This window comes from Pseudomonas sp. PS01298 (genome assembly GCF_029959745.1).
In the GTDB taxonomy this organism is placed as follows: Bacteria; Pseudomonadota; Gammaproteobacteria; order Pseudomonadales; family Pseudomonadaceae; genus Aquipseudomonas; species Aquipseudomonas aylmerensis.
Window position 1 is genome coordinate 37,665 of sequence record NZ_JASCPP010000008.1, and the last position, 19,294, is coordinate 56,958.

16 protein-coding genes are annotated in these 19,294 nt (G+C 60.4%); 2 read left to right on the top strand and 14 right to left on the bottom strand.

Going from position 1 to position 19,294, the window contains the following annotated elements; translation table 11 throughout:
- Positions 1-7 precede the first annotated feature (7 nt).
- A complete protein-coding gene (gene codA / locus QMX97_RS05665; protein ID WP_106804590.1) occupies positions 8-1,243 on the top strand; it encodes a cytosine deaminase in 1,236 nt (411 codons plus the stop codon).
- A 9-nt stretch (positions 1,244-1,252) separates the two neighbouring features.
- Here codA and QMX97_RS05670 read toward each other — a convergent pair whose 3' ends face one another.
- The 5 genes from QMX97_RS05670 to QMX97_RS05690 all read right to left on the bottom strand — a co-directional run bounded on the left by QMX97_RS05670 (position 1,253) and on the right by QMX97_RS05690 (position 8,333).
- Positions 1,253-3,403, bottom strand: a complete 2,151-nt coding sequence (locus QMX97_RS05670; protein ID WP_282396375.1) for a lipase family protein — start codon at positions 3,401-3,403, stop codon at positions 1,253-1,255.
- 12 nt (positions 3,404-3,415) lie between these two features.
- Positions 3,416-4,198: a hypothetical protein gene (locus QMX97_RS05675; protein ID WP_213553551.1), complete on the bottom strand. Its 783-nt coding sequence runs from the start codon at positions 4,196-4,198 to the stop codon at positions 3,416-3,418.
- The gene (locus QMX97_RS05680) at positions 4,191-5,027 is read right to left on the bottom strand and encodes a DUF4123 domain-containing protein (RefSeq protein WP_282396376.1); all 837 of its coding nucleotides are present in this window, start codon (positions 5,025-5,027) and stop codon (positions 4,191-4,193) included. The genes QMX97_RS05675 and QMX97_RS05680 overlap by 8 nt, the downstream gene beginning before the upstream one ends.
- Positions 5,027-7,045, bottom strand: a complete 2,019-nt coding sequence (tssI, locus tag QMX97_RS05685; RefSeq protein ID WP_282396378.1) for a type VI secretion system tip protein TssI/VgrG — start codon at positions 7,043-7,045, stop codon at positions 5,027-5,029. Before tssI ends, QMX97_RS05680 begins: the two co-directional genes overlap by 1 nt.
- A 301-nt stretch (positions 7,046-7,346) precedes the next feature.
- Positions 7,347-8,333, bottom strand: a complete 987-nt coding sequence (locus QMX97_RS05690) for a diaminopimelate epimerase (protein WP_282396380.1) — start codon at positions 8,331-8,333, stop codon at positions 7,347-7,349.
- A gap of 348 nt (positions 8,334-8,681) precedes the next feature.
- Here QMX97_RS05690 and QMX97_RS05695 point away from each other — a divergent pair, with 348 nt between their 5' ends.
- Complete coding sequence (locus QMX97_RS05695) at positions 8,682-9,833, top strand: MFS transporter (protein WP_065907177.1); 1,152 nt, start codon at positions 8,682-8,684, stop codon at positions 9,831-9,833.
- 49 nt (positions 9,834-9,882) lie between these two features.
- On the opposite strand, the gene QMX97_RS05700 is transcribed toward QMX97_RS05695, so the two are convergent.
- From QMX97_RS05700 to QMX97_RS05740, 9 genes are all read right to left on the bottom strand, one after another.
- Positions 9,883-10,767 (bottom strand): hypothetical protein, encoded by an 885-nt coding sequence (locus QMX97_RS05700; protein WP_256595129.1) that lies wholly within the window; start codon positions 10,765-10,767, stop codon positions 9,883-9,885.
- A gap of 203 nt (positions 10,768-10,970) precedes the next feature.
- Positions 10,971-11,369 carry a type III secretion protein gene (locus QMX97_RS05705; RefSeq protein WP_256595130.1) on the bottom strand — a complete coding sequence of 133 codons (399 nt, stop codon included), beginning with the start codon at positions 11,367-11,369 and terminating at the stop codon, positions 10,971-10,973.
- A gap of 59 nt (positions 11,370-11,428) precedes the next feature.
- Positions 11,429-11,956, bottom strand: coding sequence for a hypothetical protein (locus QMX97_RS05710; RefSeq protein ID WP_256595131.1), 528 nt, complete (start codon positions 11,954-11,956; stop codon positions 11,429-11,431).
- Between the two features lie 659 nt (positions 11,957-12,615).
- Positions 12,616-15,021, bottom strand: a complete 2,406-nt coding sequence (locus QMX97_RS05715) for a TonB-dependent receptor (RefSeq protein WP_120448062.1) — start codon at positions 15,019-15,021, stop codon at positions 12,616-12,618.
- A 97-nt stretch (positions 15,022-15,118) separates the two neighbouring features.
- Positions 15,119-16,093: a FecR family protein gene (locus QMX97_RS05720; protein ID WP_282396426.1), complete on the bottom strand. Its 975-nt coding sequence runs from the start codon at positions 16,091-16,093 to the stop codon at positions 15,119-15,121.
- A gap of 31 nt (positions 16,094-16,124) precedes the next feature.
- On the bottom strand, positions 16,125-16,625 hold the full coding sequence (locus QMX97_RS05725; RefSeq protein WP_065907182.1) for a sigma-70 family RNA polymerase sigma factor: 501 nt from the start codon (positions 16,623-16,625) through the stop codon (positions 16,125-16,127).
- A gap of 84 nt (positions 16,626-16,709) precedes the next feature.
- On the bottom strand, positions 16,710-17,354 hold the full coding sequence (locus QMX97_RS05730) for a CGNR zinc finger domain-containing protein (RefSeq protein ID WP_065907183.1): 645 nt from the start codon (positions 17,352-17,354) through the stop codon (positions 16,710-16,712).
- Positions 17,355-17,450: 96 nt separating this feature from the next.
- Positions 17,451-18,065 carry an adenylyl-sulfate kinase gene (gene cysC / locus QMX97_RS05735; protein ID WP_065907185.1) on the bottom strand — a complete coding sequence of 205 codons (615 nt, stop codon included), beginning with the start codon at positions 18,063-18,065 and terminating at the stop codon, positions 17,451-17,453.
- The gene (locus QMX97_RS05740) at positions 18,062-19,291 is read right to left on the bottom strand and encodes an MFS transporter (RefSeq protein WP_282396391.1); all 1,230 of its coding nucleotides are present in this window, start codon (positions 19,289-19,291) and stop codon (positions 18,062-18,064) included. Before QMX97_RS05740 ends, cysC begins: the two co-directional genes overlap by 4 nt.
- Positions 19,292-19,294: the final 3 nt, after the last annotated feature.

Below are 19,294 nucleotides of genomic sequence, written 5' to 3' on the forward strand. Positions count from 1 at the left end.
CTTGCCCATGCACATCATCAACGCCCGCCTGCGCAACCGTGAAGGCCTGCATGATCTGCACCTGGAACACGGCCGGATCGCCAGTATCACCGCACAAACCAGCGTGCCCGCAGTGGGCGTCGACGACCTCGACGCCGGCGGCAACCTGGTGATCCCGCCCTTTGTCGAACCGCACATTCACCTCGATGCCACCCTGACCGCTGGCGAGCCGCGCTGGAACATGAGCGGCACCCTGTTCGAGGGCATCGAATGCTGGGGTGAGCGCAAAGCCACCATCACCCAGGAAGACACCAAGACTCGCGCCAAAAAGACCATTCAGGCCCTGGCCGCCCACGGTATCCAGCACGTGCGTACGCACGTCGACGTCACCGACCCGGATCTCACCGCGCTCAAGGCCATGCTCGAAGTGCGCGAAGAAAGCACGCACCTGATCGACCTGCAGATCGTCGCCTTTCCCCAGGAAGGCATCGAGTCGTTTCGCAATGGCCGCGAGCTGATGGAAGAAGCCATTCGCCTCGGCGCCGACGTGATCGGCGGTATCCCGCACTTTGAATACACCCGCGACCAGGGTGTGAGCTCGGTGAAGTTCCTGATGGACCTGGCCGAACGCACCGGTTGCCTGGTGGATGTGCACTGCGACGAAACCGACGACCCGCACTCGCGCTTTCTCGAGGTGCTGGCCGAAGAAGCCCGCAGCCGCGACATGGGCGCCCGCGTCACCGCCAGTCACACCACGGCCATGGGCTCCTACGACAACGCCTACTGCGCCAAACTTTTCCGCCTGCTGGGGCACTCGGGCATCAGCTTCGTCTCCTGCCCCACCGAGAGCATCCATCTGCAAGGCCGCTTCGACACCTTCCCGAAACGCCGTGGCGTGACCCGGGTCAACGAGCTGCTGGAAGCCGGCATGAACGTGTGTTTCGGCCAGGACTCCATCGTCGATCCGTGGTACCCGCTGGGCAACGGCAATATCCTGCGCGTGCTGGAAGCCGGGCTGCATATCTGCCATATGCTCGGCTACCGCAACCTGCAGAGCGCACTCGACCTGGTGACCGACAACAGCGCCAAAGCCATGGCCCTGGGTGACCGTTACGGCCTTGAAGCGGGGCGCCCGGCCAACCTGTTGATCCTCTCGGCCAACAGCGACTACGAAGTCATTCGCAGCCAGGGCCTGCCGCTGTACTCGATTCGCAATGGCCAAGTGTTGATGAAACGTCAGCCCGCCCAGGTGGAGTTTATGTAAAGGCCCGGCTCAAACGATGGCGTCGATATCCAGCGGCTGCGCCCTGCCCCACTCAGTTTGCGTGGGAGCAGGGATGCTCGCGACTTGCGGCAGCGCGTGGTTTTCACGGTGGCTGAACCAACGCTTGAGGCTGGGTTGCAAGTGGGCGGCCTGGGCCTGACTGCCGTAGACATCGCGCGCTTCCAGGCGTCGCCAGCGCAGGGTTTCGAGGCGCTCGCGGCTGGTGTGCAAACGGTCGATCTCGGCGTTCAACGGCTCGTGGTGCTCATAGGCACGGTCGTTGATCGGCTGGCGACGGGCGAGCTCGCGGCGTTTATCGCGCAGTTGCTGACGCATGGTCTCCAGCGCATGGTCGAGCCATTCGAACTCCCGCGCGGTCACCAGCGGGCTATTGCTGTCCACGGCTTGCTGCCAGCGGCGCAACGTCGCCCAGGCGGCAGGAATGTAGCTTGCGGTCATGAAGTGCTGACTGGCCTGGAACAGCTGTTTTAACAGGTTGTCACGATCAGGCATGTCGCCATGAAGTTGCAGCGCACGATTGCAGCCGGCTTCCTGGATCGACTCGCAACCCGGCTTCCACAACACGGAAGAGTGCGTGCCATCCGGCAGCACGATCGGCATGAAGTGTTGCTGCTCACCATGGTGCTGGTAGGGGTTACCGCCAAAACGCACCAGGCCAGCCGCAAACAGCAGCCCGCCCGGTGTAGGCAGGCTGAATAGCGTGATGGCGCCGGGAACCCAGAGTTTTGCGGTGGTGTTCATCCACGGTGCCGGGACGCTGGGCACCGGGTCGTTGTGGTTGACGATACGGTGGTGGACGAGGGTCGAAGCGCCGTGGGTGAACTCGGCATCCGCGGCACGGGGGGCGCCGTAAGTGTAGAGAAGGATGTTGTAGGTACGATCGGGAGTACGGCGCAGCCCTTCTGCCAGCAGCAGCGCTATTGCACCTCCAAGGCTATGGCCGCAAATGATCACGCGTTGCCCGATGTGAAATTGGCCGAGGTAATGCAGCACGAAATCACGCATGGCCCGATAAGCCTGATAAAAACCTTCATGGGCCTTGCCGACACCATCGGCGAACGCCACCTGATGGGCGTTCGCATCCCGCAGCACGTCTGCATTGCTGACGGTGCCTCGCACGGAAATCAGGATCACCTCCTCGTGGTGAGTGATGAACGCCTGGGTGTCGGTGCCGAATTTTTCATCATCGAAAAAGTGTAGGCGCGCGGGGTGCTCCTGCTCGTCCCCAAGCGACGGACGATTTTGTGGGTACAACTCAGGATCAAAAGGCAGGATCTCGAATCGCCGGGAGTAAGGTACGTCCTCATAGAGCGGATAAAAGCGCTGCGGGTGGTCCGGGTCGATCCGCCAGGCTTCCTGGTAGCCCGCCAACTGCTCGGCGAATAGATTTCCGACACTGGGATCGAGTGGAAAATGGACCTCATCCACGGGATGATTCGGCGGCGCCTGACCGAAATCGCAATAACTCAACGCCGCGAACAAGGCCAATTGATACAGGTTCAGGGCACAGAATTCGTCTTGCGTGGACAGGATCGGGCGCAAGGCTCGCAACGGGCGCACTTCGAGGACAGTGTGCCTGTCGGGGAACAGCACGACTCCCGCGAAGCTCGGCTGGGGTGGGCCGAAGCCCAGGTCGGCCATCATTTTCAGTGCGTGACGCTTGGGGCGGTGGGGCGTGGGTGTCACCGGGGGAAGATGCGCGATATGCCGAACCAGATCGCTGACTTCTACCTGATAAAATTGATCTGCTTTATTCCCGGCAGGGTGACGCTCGGTTGGGCGGCCATTCGTGCTTGAGAAGCGTGTTTGTTCAGCGCGGATCTGCAAGTCAGTGATGGGTAATGGGTAGGTTTTACGCTGCTGCAATGTCGAATAATAGCCAACTCGCGTTTCGGATGACGCATCAAAAACCAACACGACGGGTCCTTTACAAAGCCCCTCTAACTTAGCAAAACCCCGTTCGGTCAAACGCCCTTTGTAACATCCCCCGGCACTGTCAAAAACCTCATACCTGAGTCCTCCGTAGGGCTTTCCATCCCCTGACTCATCCACCAGACAGAAGCTCAGCCAAGCGCCACTCAGTGCGCAAACGGGCATTTTTTCATTGAAAAAAGAGTGCTTCGATCGTTCTATCACCATGACTGGATATCCTTATTCAGTACAAGTTGGATATAGCTCGCAAATTCGCCCATCGGGCATTTTTATGGGTTTGAAGTCGACGGTATTGCCGTTGCAGAAAGCGTACAGGTCCTCAAAATTGTCTCCCAGGCAGCGTTTCCATCCATTAGGAAAGCGAACCCAATTGTCGCCCATGTAAGGCAGTTCCTCGGCGGCCAGGCCTATCTTTACCCGTACCTTTTTCCCTGCCAGCTCACCTCGTACCAAACCACCGCCCGTGCGGGATTTATCCGGTGGATCGACTGCACTCAAAGAGTCGCATTTAAGAACCTTGATAATCGCGTGCTGTGGCCCTGCCGTTCGAAACAACCATTGGCATTGCCCGGACAGCTCCTGGACGCCCGATTCCGGCATCCCCGGCCTATCCCTCTCCGAGTGATCGCGGATGGAAATGCCGCCAAAAGCCCCGCCGACATCCGTACTGCGCTTCCCCCACTTCGCATTGAAATCAAACGCCACATTGCGCAATACCAGTGGGCAACCGTCGACCGTTTCAGTAAGGGGAAGCTGGTAGCTCACACGACTGGCCACGGGCGTGAACTCGGTAAAGAACACCTTTCTCTCCGGCCTCTTGCCTCGACGCCGTGGCAAGGTGCAGAGCTCTCCCGTGGCAGGCCTATAGTTGGCGGCCGTTTTAAGTTCAAATTCCGCCGGTAAGTCCACCTCCAGCGTGAAACTGTCTACCGGCCTCGCCGTACACCCCCAAAGCCCCATCACACAGAGCGCCAGCCCTGCCCTGCAGATTTGCCTAAACATCCTGCTGCTCCATCAAACGCCACTGATTCACCATGCGGTCAAAGTGCTCGACGGGCGTTTCACCCACCCTTGGCGACCATTGGAAGACGCTGCTACGAATGGTTTCTGCCAAGCGCCTCACGACGAGAAATTCCAGCTGTTGCGGCCTGTCCCACTGCCATGCGCGTGCTTGCTCAAGCACTTGGCTCAACCAGTCTTTCGGGTGGTGGAATTCCACCAATGCCGCCAGGTCTTCACTGTGTTCAGCCAACAGGTAGCGCAGGATATTGGCGTGGAGGATGGCCCTGATGTTTGGATTTGGCGTGTTCAGCCACGGGGCTGGATCGGGTACCGGGTAGTCACCGGGGGCTGGATTGTCGCGGCAGCGCCAGCCGCCTTCGTGCCAGTAGCACAGGCTGATCAGTGGGCCGAGGAATGCCGGCCAGTCCTCCGCCGGCAAATGGTCCAGTGCGCGTGCCAGCGTGCGGTTGTCGTGAAAGCGATACAACGCCTGGGCGCCCTTCGGTCCGATCAACAGGCGCTCGCGCCAATGGGCTGTCACGCACACCAAGTCCTCGTCCGGCAAGCTGCCCAGCCAACCCCAGTTCGTTTCAGGTGTTTGTAGAAGGTTGAGTAAGGCGGGCTCGTCCATGTGCTCCAGCAGCATGATCACCGGACCTGTCTGCGCCAATTGCGCCACGGTGGTCTCGGCGTAGACGCGGCGATACTGCAACAGGCTGCGCACTGACAGCAGGGGTTGATGCGCCGTGTGGTCGCCCTCGAGAATCAGGCACAGCCGGCGTCCGGCCTGCTGCTGTTCGGCGATCCATTGGCCTGGCATGCTCGACATCAAGCGGCCCTCCCCGGAACATCACCCAGGCTTTCACGACAACATTCGCAGACGGGGCAGAAATCGGCCCCCAACTGGCGCGCCAGGGCCATGATCGCGCCCTGCTCCGCACTGGCGTTCGGCGCGTCCACGTGCTCTCCAGAAGCCGCCAACTGAATCGCGGACGGCGAGCCGCCAAGGGTGATCGGACGACTGCTGAAAATGCCGCCCGCCTGAATCACCAGGTGTTCCCCACCTGCCTGGAAGCTCAGCTGAGCGCCGGCCTGGATAACCAGACTTGCCCCCGCCTTCAGCTGCAGTTGTTGCCCAGCTTCGATCACCACGGTCCGGCCAATGTGAGTGCGGCTATCGCCCTGCACCTCCAGGTGATCGCTCGCCTTGAGGACAACCTTGCGATCACCGGTAACGTGACGATGCTCCTCGTTTTCCAAGTGAGTGGTGCTTAAGCCCCGGATGATTTCATGTCGCTCCCCCACCACCTCCAGACGGCTGTCATGGCCAACCTGCTGCTCCAGGTCGCGCTGGGCCCGCAGGTAGATAAGTTCTTCGCCACGCCGGTCTTCGAGGTACAGCTCGTTGGAGCCTGAATCGCCGACGACGCTGCGGCTGCGCAGCACACTGCGGGTCTTGTGCTGCGGCAATGGATAGGCCGGCCTGTTCGCCGCATTCGGCAGGCAACCGCTGATCAAGGGCTGGTCCGGGTCACCTTCAAGAAACGTCACCAGCACTTCCATGCCGACTCGCGGGATCATCATGGCGCCAAATCCGTCACCGGCCCAACTGGACGCTACCCTGACCCAGCAACTGCTCTTGTCATCGTCCTTGTCCAGCCGGTCCCAATGAAAGCGTACTTTCACCCGGCCATACATGTCGCAATGGACCTCTTCACCGGCAGGCCCGGTGACAGTTGCCGTCTGGCTGCCGTTAAGGAGCGGTTTGGAATGGTTGAGGGGCGGCCGGTGCACCGCTCGCCAAGGTGTCGCGGTGAAGCGATTGCGGTAGCCCGTAAATTGCTCAGCCTCTGAGGTCGCCTCCTCCAGAACCTGCGGTTGACGCCCCTCGTGGCGTACCGACGTGATCAGCCACAGATCATTGCACGCGGGGTCGGGATGATCGCGCAGCTCGAGGAAATGCCCACTGCGCAACGCCGGTTGATCACTCTTGCCGAGCACCCGATGGCGGTCGCGTTGATGACGCTCCAACGCCCGACGCGCCAATCGTCGGCCGTGGGCATACCCGGTAAACCCCGCCGGGTAGCGATAGTCCTCGAGGGGATGCGCCGAGGCTGGTCCCGCGTACTCCTGCAGGCGCAGTGCAGGGTGTTCGAAGTCGCGATCGCGGCGCACGGTTTTCTGACTGCGTGTGGCCAGGCGCCTATCGAAACGCTGGATAACCTGCGCCTCGGCCTGTGGCCCGCCGGCCGCGCTGTAGCGCTGCGCGGGCAAGCGGCGAAATACCGTCTGGTCATCGCCGAATACCAGGAGGTGAGCACCGGCGCTGTGGCGAAAATGATAGTGAATGCCCTCCTCCTCACACAGTCGCTGGATGAAGTGCAGGTCGCTTTCCGCGTATTGCACACAGAACGTGCGTGGCGGATACACCACGGGGCCCAGCTCGAACAGGTAGGCGTCCGCCAGGATGCCGTGGTGTTCGAGAACGGCTGCAATGATCTGCGGCACGCTGCGGTGCTGGAAAATTCGCTGGTCGAACCGATGGGCGAGATTGGCCAGGCGCGGTGCGAGGGTCAGGTGATAGCGGGTGAGCCGTCGACCCGGATCATCCCGGCCAATGGCATAGACCTGCCCGTGCAAGCCTGCGCTCTCCTGTGCGAAATCCAGATAGGCAGGCTGCTGAAGCAGCCCCTCCAGGTCGACCGAAGGATTTTCACTGATCAACTCCACATGGATGAAAAACGGCTGATCCAGGACTTCAGTGCCTTTAAACGCCAGCACCTGGAAGTCGGTATTCATACCTGAAAGAATCAATTTGAAACGTGATTCGACAAACGCCTCGACCATCCGCTGTTACCCGCCATCCACTCATGCGCTGAAAGACTTTCTCTCTTCAAAAGGCCGAATGATCGCCGAGAAAAAGTGCCTGAACGCCTTGAAGCTTAGCGATTTCGGGGGAGTGACAGGCCATGCAAAAACAAAAAAGAAGTTTCGCACAATGAATCTGGAAGTATCTTTTACAAGATAAAAACATGAGCCAAATAGCCACTTCTTAATATCAAGAAATGCCCTACAACAACTTAACCTGCATAACTAAACAATAAAGAAACGCCCGACACCTCATGCATATGTCGGGCGTTTGAAAACCTTACGTCTGCACGCGGGCCGTCCCGAAGAGGCTAACGCTCAGCAACGTTTCAGCCTTAGCCTGCAAACGCACTGGCGCGGTGCCACCCGGCATCACCACCGTGACATCACCACTCCCGACCCACCCCGCACGCCACGCCGCACATGCGACCGCGCTCGCGCTGGTCCCGGAGGACGCGGTAGGTCCTTCGCCCCGCTCGAATACCCGTGCGACAAGCCGATTGGCGGATTCGCGTACAACCCATTGCAAGTTGACCCCGGCCGCACACGGCTGCCCGCCTCCCGCAGGGGGCGCGAAGGCAATCGCCTTCAGCGCCTGGAACAACCCTGGCTGTTGCATCTGCAGATTGTCCGGCAAGCCCGACGCCTGCTCGACCAGGGTCACACAATGGGGATTGCCCACCCGCACAAACTGACTGCGTGCCCACTGCGCATTGAGTGCCGACAACTCGCTCACGTGGCTCATTTCAGCGCCATTTAACAAGGTCGATTCAACCCCCTGCGCGCCCACGGCCGATGGCCCGAACTCGGGCAGCCCCAACGCCAGCCAGAACCCGGCCTTCTGCTCATGGACTGCAGGTTCGATCCGGGTCGCGGTGGGCGTCGGCACATCCGATTTATCGTGATGCACGCGCAACTCACAGGCTTGCGTCATCAAGCCCTGATCCGTGAGCGCCTGGGCAAAGATCGTCAAGCCGTTGCCACTGCGCTCGGCCAGCGAGCCATCGGTGTTGACGATCAACAGATCAAATGGCGGGTCAGCCTGAAACGGCCCGACCAGCAGCCCATCGCAACGGTGGGCCTTGGCGTGCGCAGGTTTGGCACTCGCCCCCCAGCCACACTCGGATGCGATAGCGGCCGCCGTCCACCCCTTGCGCGCAGCCGCTGCCTGGGCCGCACTGTCGGGTACATCCATGCCTCGAGTGCGCAAAAAGGCCGGGCTGACGACTGCATAAATGTTGCCGCGTGCGTCGTAGAACAGCGTCATAGCGCTGCGTGCCTGAGAATGTTCATCGGTTTATCCGTCTGGTTGCCTGCTTACACACTCGGCAGCGTATTACAGAACCTGACGTTTGTGGGAGACGGCCTGGAAGGTGGTAATCCACCGCAAGAGGCCCGGGGTTCACCAGTTCCCGCAGGGATTACACACCTTCAAGACCGTCTCCTACGCACTCGATAATCCCTGTGTGGTCGCCCACCTTGATTGCGTTCCGCGACTGTAAAAATAAAATTCACAACCGCCCATCCCAAGGGAACCCGGCTCGCTCCTCAAGGCCTGATGTGCAACGATGTCACGCCGGACATCGTTCGTTGAACGCAAAACCAAGGATTTTTCATGACTGCCATCCCCACCTCAGCGCCCGTGGTTCCCGGGCGACTGGAGCAAATGTCGACCCGTATCGCCTTCTTCATCGCCGGTTTCGGTATCGCCGCCTGGGCCCCCCTGGTGCCGTATGCCAAGGCGCGCGCGCAACTGAGCGAAGGCACGCTGGGGCTGTTGCTGTTGTGCCTGGGGGTGGGCTCGATCATCGCCATGCCGGCAGCGGGCGCATTGGCGTCGCGCTTTGGCTGTCGGCGGGTGCTGACGGCCGGCACGATCATGATCTGCCTGGCCTTGCCGATGCTGGCCACGGTCACTTCGATTCCGTTGCTGATGGCTGGCTTGTTCCTGTTCGGTGCCGGCCTGGGCACGGTAGATTCCACGGTCAACCTGCAGGCGGTGATTGTCGAGCGAGCCAGCGGAAAAACCATGATGTCGGGGTTTCACGGGTTGTTCAGCCTGGGAGGGATCGTCGGTGCGGCCGGTGTCGCCGGGTTGCTCGGGCTCGGCCTGTCACCCTTGCAGGCGACCTGGGTGGTGATCGCGGTGATGGTGGTGGCCCTGCTCAAGGCCGGCCCACACCTGTTGCCCTATGGCAGTGAAAGCTCAGGGCCGGCCTTTGCGGTTCCCCATGGCGTGGTGCTGTTTATCGGCTGCCTGTGTTTTATCGTGTTTCTGGCCGAGGGCGCGGTGCTCGACTGGAGCGCGGTGTTCCTCAGCGCCGAGCGCGACCTGGATGAAGCCTACGCCGGCCTGGGCTACGCGGCTTTCGCCTTGACGATGACGGCCGGACGCTTGACCGGTGACGCCATCGTGCGGCGCCTGGGCGCGACCTGGGTGATCGTCGCCGGTGGCGCGCTGGCGGCGGCCGGTATCTTTATCGCCACGCTGTCCCCCGCCTGGGAAATGGCGTTGCTGGGCTACGCCCTTGTCGGCGCCGGGTGTTCAAATATCGTTCCGGTGCTCTACACCGCCGTCGGCAAGCAGAACGTCATGCCAGAGCACATTGCCGTACCGGCCATTACCACCCTGGGGTATGCCGGTATTCTGACCGGGCCTGCCGTGATCGGGTTCATTGCGCATGGCAGCAGCCTGGCAACGGCGTTCCTGTTGATCGGAGGATTGCTGGTCGTGGTGGCGGTCAGCGGCAAAATACTGCGGGTATGAAGGAAGAAAACATGAGCTTCCCGGGTCTGTCAGGAAGCCCATACATGATTCATTTACCCTTTTCGTCCTTATCGTTCTTCAACCAGCGTTCAATGCTGTAGTTCTTCAACCAGTCATCAGCGTTATGGCTGCCGAAGATGTTGGTTCCGTTAGCCTTGGTGCTGTCCAGCGAGGCCAACAGTCCTGGTCGTTCGACCAGGTTTATGCCCACAGCTACTTGGTGCGCGCTGTATTTCTTCTTGGGGAGCAAGGTCGTTGGATCCAACACGACCTGACCATTCTTATCTGTTTCGTCAGGGTTCCTGCTCATCTCGATAATCTTATCTTTATGCACATACCGGTGCTTCTCGAAAAAGAAGGTGCGGTCTTCCGACGTATCCCGCAGATCATCAAACATGCCCAGGAATGCCTCTACAACCTGTGCGTTGGTTTTCGTATGGAAGGGGTTGAGGCTCTGGGTGTTGGGGTTGGTATTGCCAATAATCAAGCTGCCGACTTTTGCGAGGCTGTCCAGAGTGATCTCACCGCCCTTGCCAACAATGGCCTCCTCCAGTCGCGGACGATTGAGTATCTCCCGGACCAGCATGATTGTCCGGTCGTAGACCTTACTTTTGCCGGGTTCTTCATTAGCTATGTCCGTCAATGAACTCAGGGTCAGGCGACCATCTTTTTTGAAATCTCCCAACATCGAATAAACGTTACTCAACTTGGTCGCCAACAGGTGGTCCTCCGAGCCGACATAAGGGTTCCCCACGCTCGACATGCCCCCGTAGAAGTTTTGGCCGTCGAAAAACTGCTCGGAACCGTTCGCGAACCTACTATCGTGAGATTTGCCCAGCGCCCGCGCGTCTACCACAGTTTGGGCATAGCCATTCCCCGTCGGTATATTCATCCCGGGGAAAAAGCCCCTTGGATTATTGGTAGTCAAGTCCATAAATGAGCTCCAGCATAGTTAGATTCCACGGATCGGCTTCTGGTTGTTCGATCGGTGAAAACACCGCGAAATCAACAGCCAGCGATTAAGTGGTGGTCGCAAGACAGTGGTTCCGGAGAAAGACCAAATCGACCCGAGTAAAACTTGATTGTTTGTAACGATCGGGAAGGAGCCGTCGAAGGGGCGTCAGTCAACCCGGCAGATCAACTGGTTTTCTGCTTGCGCCACCAAGCGGCCAGGCTATTGAGCAGGCCGGTGTTTTTCAGCGAGGAGGCATCAGCATGGGCGCGCTTTTCCTCGACCTGCATGCCCCTGGAAAAATCATCCGCGACGGGTGCCTGGAATTTGCGCTGGTCGACAAAAGCTTTCATCCGCTGGGTTTCGACCGCGTGTGCATTCGATGCAATGATGGGATCCCGCGCTGCGGCATCCGTTTCTGCCCCCGTCAGCGCCTCTGCAGGCGGGGTACGAAAAAGCTCTTGGCAGCCGGGCTGGGGAGAACGAAACGAGGTTGATGTCATTGGCGAGCCCTCACTGTGAATCTGAAAGCGACCGGCCTGATTGAAACCGGTAGGTACAGCCTGTGTGGCAAATTGGCGCAAACAGTTCCTGAAACAATTGAACCAGGCACCGCATCCGGCGTGCGGCGCCTGGACATGGGTCAGCGGGATAGATAACGCAGCATGGCCTGGGTGATACGGTTACCGGAGCTCGCCAGGTTGAGCGCATTGGTACGCTTGAACATTTCCTGGGCCAGTTGGATGAGGTGATCCTTGGGGGAATCGCCGGTAGGGGTCTGGCCAGCCAGTTTTCGCAGATCGCTGACGGTCAGGTCTCGCCCGAATCGGCCTTTGAGCTGGTTGTAGTGTTCGAGCATTTCACCGAACAGGTCTTTGTCAGTCTTGAATTGGAAGTAGTTGGTTCCATTGATGACGGCGTTGAGACTGGTCCGGTCGATCAGCCCATCGAGTGCACCGGTGGAACCATGACGATCAAGCGCACTCATCAGCCCCGGGTCCCGTAGCAATGCTTTTGCCAGGCGAATGTTCTCGTTGACGGCCGGGTTAGGCGACCAGCCCTTATTGGCCATCGCTCGAATACTGTCAACGCTGACATACCCAGGGTTCCTGGGGTCCCTGAAGGCGCTGTATTTGGCACTCAACTGTGCAGCCAACTCATTACGACTCATTAACGAGTAGTCCAGGCCTGGCCCGCCGGGTACGGTGGGGAAAGGCCTGGGTGGCGGATTACTGATGACCGGCATCGGGCGTGGCGGTGGATTGCTCCAACCAGGATGCGGCCTCGGTGGTGGGTTACCCCAGCCTGGATGCAGGGGTGGACGATGCCCGCCAAACCATTGGCCCATCCAATGCTTGATCTGGCCCAAGGCGCTCGACGTCGCCACTGCGCCGCCATGGCGACTCGAGTCAGCCGCAGACGTCGTTGTAGCCGTGGCCGACTGAGGCGCGCCGAATACCGGTCCGGCGTGGCTTTCTCGAGACTGGAAGCTGACGCTTGCAGCGCTTTGCCCCATGAAGGTTGGCGCGGCAGGCGCCGGGCCACGGGCTTTGGCGTGGGGGCTGGATTTGGCCTGCGAAAGTTCAGGGCCTGATGAAGCAGGTGTGGGTTTATCGAGCATCGATACCGACATAGGTTTCTCCGTTACGGTGGGCGCGATTTTCAGCCTGTCGCTCCAACCACAATGTCGAAGCCCATCAGCTAGCTCATGTGTGGCGCTATGTCGGAATTGGTTCCTGATCAACCGGCAACATGTGCTGTGCAGGTGTAGGAAACAGGCAAAAAAAATCGCAGCCTCGGGGAGCTGCGATTTTTCCCAATCGATGCGATTCAGAACCCGACGCTGGCCTGCACAAAGAACGTACGTGGCTCGCCCAGGTACAACCCGGAGTTGTTATCACTGGAACGGGTGTAGTGCTGCTGGTCGAAAACGTTCTTCACGCCGACGCCCAGTTTGAGGTTCGACAATTGCTCGCCGAAGTCATAACCACTGCGCACGTTGACCGAGACATAACCCGGGATATCACCGTACTGGCCGTCCGCCGTGCCCTGGGTGATATAGGTGCTGGTGGTCCCCGGTGCGCGCTGCCCGGACTGGGCGTACACATCCAGGTTGTGGGTCCAGTGGTTGATGTCGTAGCGCAGGCCGAGGGTCGCCACTTCACGGGAGTACAGCGGCAGGTCGCGGCCCTTGAACGGCACGTCACCTTCCGAGGTGGCTTTGGTGTAGGTGAAGCCGGCGTTGGCGGTCAGGCCGTCGAGGCGCGGGTCGAGGTTCGACAGGTCATAGTGGGCCGACGCTTCGATACCGGTGTGCTTGGTGGCACCCAGGTTGGTCCAGCCCACGTCGTTGCTGACGTATTGCAACTCATCCGAGAAGTCGATGTAGAAGAACGTCAGCTCGCCGCCCCACACGTTGTCGTTGTAGCGCGTCCCCACTTCGTAGGTCTTGGCCTTTTCCGGGTTCAGGCCGTTGGCGGTCTGGTCGCCCGTGCCCCCCTGGCCCAACTGGAAGTATTGCAGGCTGCCGAACGAGGTTTCGTAGTTGGCGAACAGTTTCCAGGCATCGGACACGTGGTACATCACGCTCAGGGCCGGCAACGGCTCGTTGTTGTTAACCTCGCGGCGCTTTTCAGCCACCGCCTCGCCCTTGAGCCCGACCACCGGCCGGTCGTGCCATTCGGTACGAATGTCTTCAAAGCGAATGCCCGGGGTGATGGTCCACTTGCCGATATCGATTTTGTTGTCGATATAGAAAGCATTGGCCTCGGTGCCACCGGTGCGATCCTGATAGACGTGGCCATCGTTGAAGCCGACCGGCGTCGGTACGTTGTCGACCAGTTTCAGGCTGGTGGCCTGCTCGTGCATGCCTTCCTTGAGGTAGCGATAACCCAGGCTGACTTCCTGGGTGCTCGGGCCCACGTCGAACACATGAGACACCCGCGGCTCGATGCCAAAGGTGTAGTAGGTGCGCGGGTACGAGCCGATGCTTCCCAGGTCGCGGTTGGCGATGTTGCTGCCACGGAAACTGTCGGAATAGTAAGTGAGGACTTCGGCCTGGGTACGGTCATCGATCTGGCGGATGTACTTGAAGGACACGTCCTTGCGGCGGCCGCTGAAGTTGTCCCAGTCACGCACCGATTGGTACGGGTTGGCGTCGAACTGCTTCTGGGTCAGGCCGCCGGGCATATCGGCGCTGGCGTCGTAGTAGTGGAAGTTCAGCGAGAAGTCGTCTTGATCGGTCGGCGCCCAGTGGGTCTTGAAGATCACGTCGTCGATGTCATTGGAGTTGTTGCTGTTGCGATAGCCGTTGCCATTCACCCCGGAATACAGCAATGCCACGCCGATGCCATTGTCGGCGGTGCCGCCGATGAAAGCGTTATCGATGTGTTTCCAGCCGCCATGGGCGGACGTTTGCAGGGTGCTGCCGACTTCTCCGGAGAATTTCTCGGGGATCGCGCGGGTCACGAAGTTGATCACGCCGCCGACGTTCTGCGGCCCATAACGTACGGAACCGGCGCCGCGCACCACGTCGATGCTGTCCAGGTTGCCGGCGGAAATCGGCGCCATCGACAGCTGCGGCTGGCCATAGGGCGCGAACGCCGCCGGCACGCCGTCGATCAGCACCGTGGAGCGCGGCGACAGGCGCGACGTCAGGCCACGTACACCGACGTTGAGGGAAATATCACTGCCGCCGGTGCCGTTGGATTCCTGCACCTGCACGCCGGGCACGCGGCGCAACACGTCACCAACGTTCATCGCGCCCTGCTCGACCATGGCTTCGCGGCGGATCACCGTACGCGCGCCGGGGTGGTTCTGCACCACTTCGGCGTTGGCATCGCCGAGCCAGTCACCGACCACCTTGATGTCGGTGGCGCCCAGTTCCAGCGGCGAGCCGGCTTCACCAGTGCCGCTGTTCAACGGGCGCAAGGTCACGGAACCGGCGTCGATCTGGTAGTCCAGGCCGCTGCCTTGCAGCAATTGGCGCAAGGCTTGTTCAGGAGAAAGGTTGCCGTCGACCGCCGGTGCCTGCTTGCCAGCGACCATGTCCGGGCTGAAAAACACTTGCAGGGACGTCTGCTGGCCCAGTTGGCTCAGCGCTGCGCCCAGGGGCTGGGCCTGGATGTGGATGCCCTCGGCGGCGTAGGCGGCCGGCAGCGCGGCGCTGACAGCAAGCGCCAGCGCGAGTGGCGCCCAGCGAGAGATTTTATTGTTGTTCACGGCAAGTTTTTTCACGTCGAACCTAGTCCTGTGATCGCAAAAGTACGCGGCTGTTAATGCAAACCAGTTGCAGTTGCAGGAGAAGACGAAGAACTCGGAAAAAACCTGAATGTCAGCGTGAAATAATTTCCTGGCTGCCGTCCGGCAAGGTGCGCAAGGCCACCGGCAGGATATGTGGCAAGGCCTTGAGCAAGGCGTCGGTGTCGTTGGCCTTGAACACACTGGTCAGGCGCAGGTTGCCGACTGCCGGTGTGCTGACCCGCAGTGGCTGCTCGCGATAACGCGAGACTTCGCGTGCGACTTCGCCCAGCGGCGCGTTGTTGAACACCAGCTTGCCCGTACGCCAGGCTGTCAGCTCCTCGGCGTTCACCGCGTAGGCCGTTGCCACCTGTCCCTTGCGGTCGACATGCGTACCCAGGCCCGCCGTCAGTGTCACCACGGTGTCTGCAGCCTGCCCTTGCACCTTCACGGTGCCGGCCTCGACCGCTACGCGGGTCTGGTCGTCATCGCGACGCACATCGAACCGCGTGCCGGTGACCGTCACCTGCCCTGCCCCGGCGGCCACCACAAAGGGCCGGCTGGTGTCGTGCTCGACGCTGAACATCGCCTCGCCCTGCTTGAGCTCCACGCCGCGCCGGCCTTTTTCAAAATGCACGGCGACGATGCTGCGGCTGTTGAGGTCCATCACGGAACCATCCGGCAAGGCCACCTGGCGATGCTCACCCAGGCGGGTGCTGAACTCGGCAGTGTAGGGTTTTGGATGATCGAGGCCGCTGAACAGCCCCAGCCCCACGGCCACGGCGACCACACTGGCCGCCATCGCATAACGCAACACCGCGTGGCGCTTGGGGCGCTCGGCGGGTGCTTCGCACAATGCCTGCAGGCGCGCCCTGGGCAGCAAGTCGGTGGCGCTCCACAATCCCTGAAGCACATCGAACTCGTATTGATGCTCGGCGCGCTCATTGCGCCAGGCGTCGAACCGTTGGCGCTCTTCAGGGCTCAGGTCGGCGTCTTGAAGACGTACGAACCATTGCGCAGCTGCATCGCGAGCCTCCTCACTGCCGCAGGCACGTTCAACGTTATCCATCATGGAAGGTCCTGTAAAAAGCGGGCGTGGGTCATGGGGCCATCGCGTCCAGGCGGTCACGCAAATGCCGCAGGGTGCGGATCATATACTTTTCCACCATGTTTTTAGACAACCCCAGGCGTTCGGCGATTTCCTGCTGGGTCAGGCCCTCGATTTTCTGCCAGATGAAAATCTTGCGGCAGTTGAGGGGTAGCTCGGCCAAGGCCCGTTCTATGGAGTCCGCCAACTGGATCGCGTGCATGAAATGCTCCGGGTCGCCGCTGTGGGGCGAGCTCTGATCACAGGTTTGCAGGGCCATGGCTTCGCGACGGTCTTCGCGCCGATAAGCGTCCACTGCAATATTGCGCGCGGTCTGGTGCAGGTAGGCGCGCGGTTGCTCGACCTCGGAAGATTTTGACTCAAGCACCCGCACAAAGGTGTCATGGGCCAGGTCTTCGGCCTGCTGACGGTTTCTCAGGCGGCGCGTCCACGTCCCGACCAACTCTTCGTAGTGTTCGAAAAAGCCTGTTCTGCGGGGCGGCTGAGGGATCATCGCGGGAGCACTGGGGAGGCGGGGTGTGAATAGTAATGCTTCCTATTAAGTCGAGCAATTGCTACCCGTCGCCCGTGGCACTCGCTATGGCTGGCTGGCCACCTGCCGGAGACGGCTAAGCTTCTCCCGGCTGCCGCAGACGCTCATCTGGCACCACTTGCGCAGTTTATTCTTGGAGATGTCCAGGAACACCCAATCGCAGTCGGTGGCCGTGCAACTCCTCAATGCCTGAAGATCACCGGACACCAGCATTTGCGTGGCCTCGATGGCAAGGCGGCCCAACACCATGGTGGTGAGTTCCTGCGCGGTGGTGCAGGGTTTCCACTCCCAGGCAGGCTTGCCATCCACCGAGCGCAGCAGTCGCCAGGCAACGCCCTGCTGGAATGCCAGGTTGATCTGCTGCAATGGCGCATCGGGCGCGGCCTGTTGCAATGACAACGGATAGAACACGGCGTACAGGCACTCCCTGAACGCGATGATCGCGTCCAGGTCGGGCTGATAGGAAATCGGCGACTCAAACACCATGGGCTTGTAGTCATCGAACTCTTGCGCCGAGATCAACGAGGCATGGAGCGCCCATTCGAAGAAGAACTGAAAACTGGTCAGCCGCTCTTCGATCACCTTGAGGGTGGTGCCGGGACGCCGGCCATTGGTGGTATTGATAAAGTCCAACACCCGGGCCCCGCCAATCAGACGGATCGATTTTGCAGTGCCCGTAAAATGCGTCATGTCTGCTCCTTAGAAAACGCGGTCTTGCGGCGATGCCGCAGATTACCTTGTTTTCTGAAAAGGCTGACAGTGTGATACCGACGCAAAGACCAACGGCTACGTGCGCGCGTCGTTACGTGCGACCCAATCGAGGATCGCCTCGACGGACTGCTCGACCGACAGCGCCTGGGTATTCAAGTGGACTTCCGGAAAGATCGGCAGGTCATACCGCGAATCAATACCGGTGAAGTTCTTGATCAGCCCGGCGCGGGCCTTTTTATACAGGCCCTTGGGATCGCGTTGTTCGGCGGTTTCCAACGGCGCATCCACATGCACTTCCACAAACGACTCATTGCCGATGATCGAGCGCGCGTAGTGCCGGCTCGCCGCCGAGGGTGAGATCAGCGCGACGATCACGATCAGCCCCGCCTCCAGCATCAGCCGCGCCACTTCGGCGACGCGACGGATATTCTCCTCGCGGTCGTTGTCGGTAAATCCCAGGTCCCGGCACAGCCCGCCTCGCACGGAGTCGCCGTCCACGATGCAGGTAAATCGCCCCTGGGCCTGCAGGGCAATGTCCAGTGCATCGGCAATGGTCGACTTGCCGGAGGCAGAGATGCCGGTCATCCAGATGACCAACGGCCTTTGCTTCATGCGCGGGTGTTCGGCGCGTAGATGGCTGAACGCAAACGCATGCAGGTTCTGGCCTGGACCTTGCGCAACATAGCTCATGGCTGCTCTCCCGCCGTCATCGAAACAGGTTGTTTACCCAACATGAACACCATCACGCATTGCGCGAACAACAAGAGCGCAACCACCCAATAGACGCTTGAGAACGACCCCGTCAGGTCCTTGGAAAACCCGCCGAGGAAGTTACCGCACACGCCCCCCAGGCCGATCAGGACATTGGCGATGCCAAAGGCCTGGGTCAGGCGGCTGACCGGGACGATTTGCCCGATGTAACTGGGGACAAGCCCGAAGATCGGGTAGAACGCCAAAGCGAACAAAAAGGCCGCGAGGTAGAACAGTGGAAGGCTGTTGAAACTGAACACCAGGGTGGCGGCAAGCCCCGCGCTCAAAAAGCACATCGCCAGGGATGCCCGCACGCCGACCTTGTCGGCGATCCACCCGACCAGAAACCCCGACGCCATGCCCACGGCACCGATGGTGGTCCAGATAAACCCGGCATCCTGCACCGACACGCCCAGCTCATCGCGAAGAAAAGGCGCCAGGTATGTCTGGAACGGCAACAGTGCCATGCCGTTGAGAAAAGCGATGGCCCAGGTCAGGTACAGCGAACGACTCAGCCAGGGCCGATCACCGCCCGCCACTGCCGGGTGCTCCCCGGAAAAGCCGACATCCTGGCTCGCCCCCAGGTTACGCAACAGAAACCAGGCCACCAGGCACAACGCCACGGAGATCAGGCCGGCGGTGAGCCAGATCGAGCGCCAGCCGCCGTTCAAGGTGAGAAACGAGACCAGCAATCCATTGATAAACACCCCGTAGCTGGTGCCACTGGAAATCAGCCCCATGACCCGCGAGCGATTTCCCGGGCTGAAGCCCTTGGTGACGATCTCGGCCAACGGGATATACACCGAGGCGGAACAGCCACCGAGCAGAATCAGCAGCGCGCCGGACAGCCAGATGTTGTCGCTGATGCTCAAGCCCAGCAGCGCCAGGGAGGTCATCACGGTGGACACCAGGCTGATTTTCCAGCCCTCGAAAAACCGGCTGATATAGCTGGTGACCGAGGAAAACAGCAGGAAGCCGACCTGCGCGCCGCCGGTGATCACGCCGACCGTGGTGTAGTCGAAGCCGATGTCCCGGCGCATGTCCACCACGAGGTTGGCGAACAGGTAGACGCCAAACCCATAGGTGCTGGCCACGAAGCCGGTCAAGACCACCGCCAGCACCACACTGTCGAGGGTGCGGGGGTTGCTCTGTACGAGTGTACTCATGCT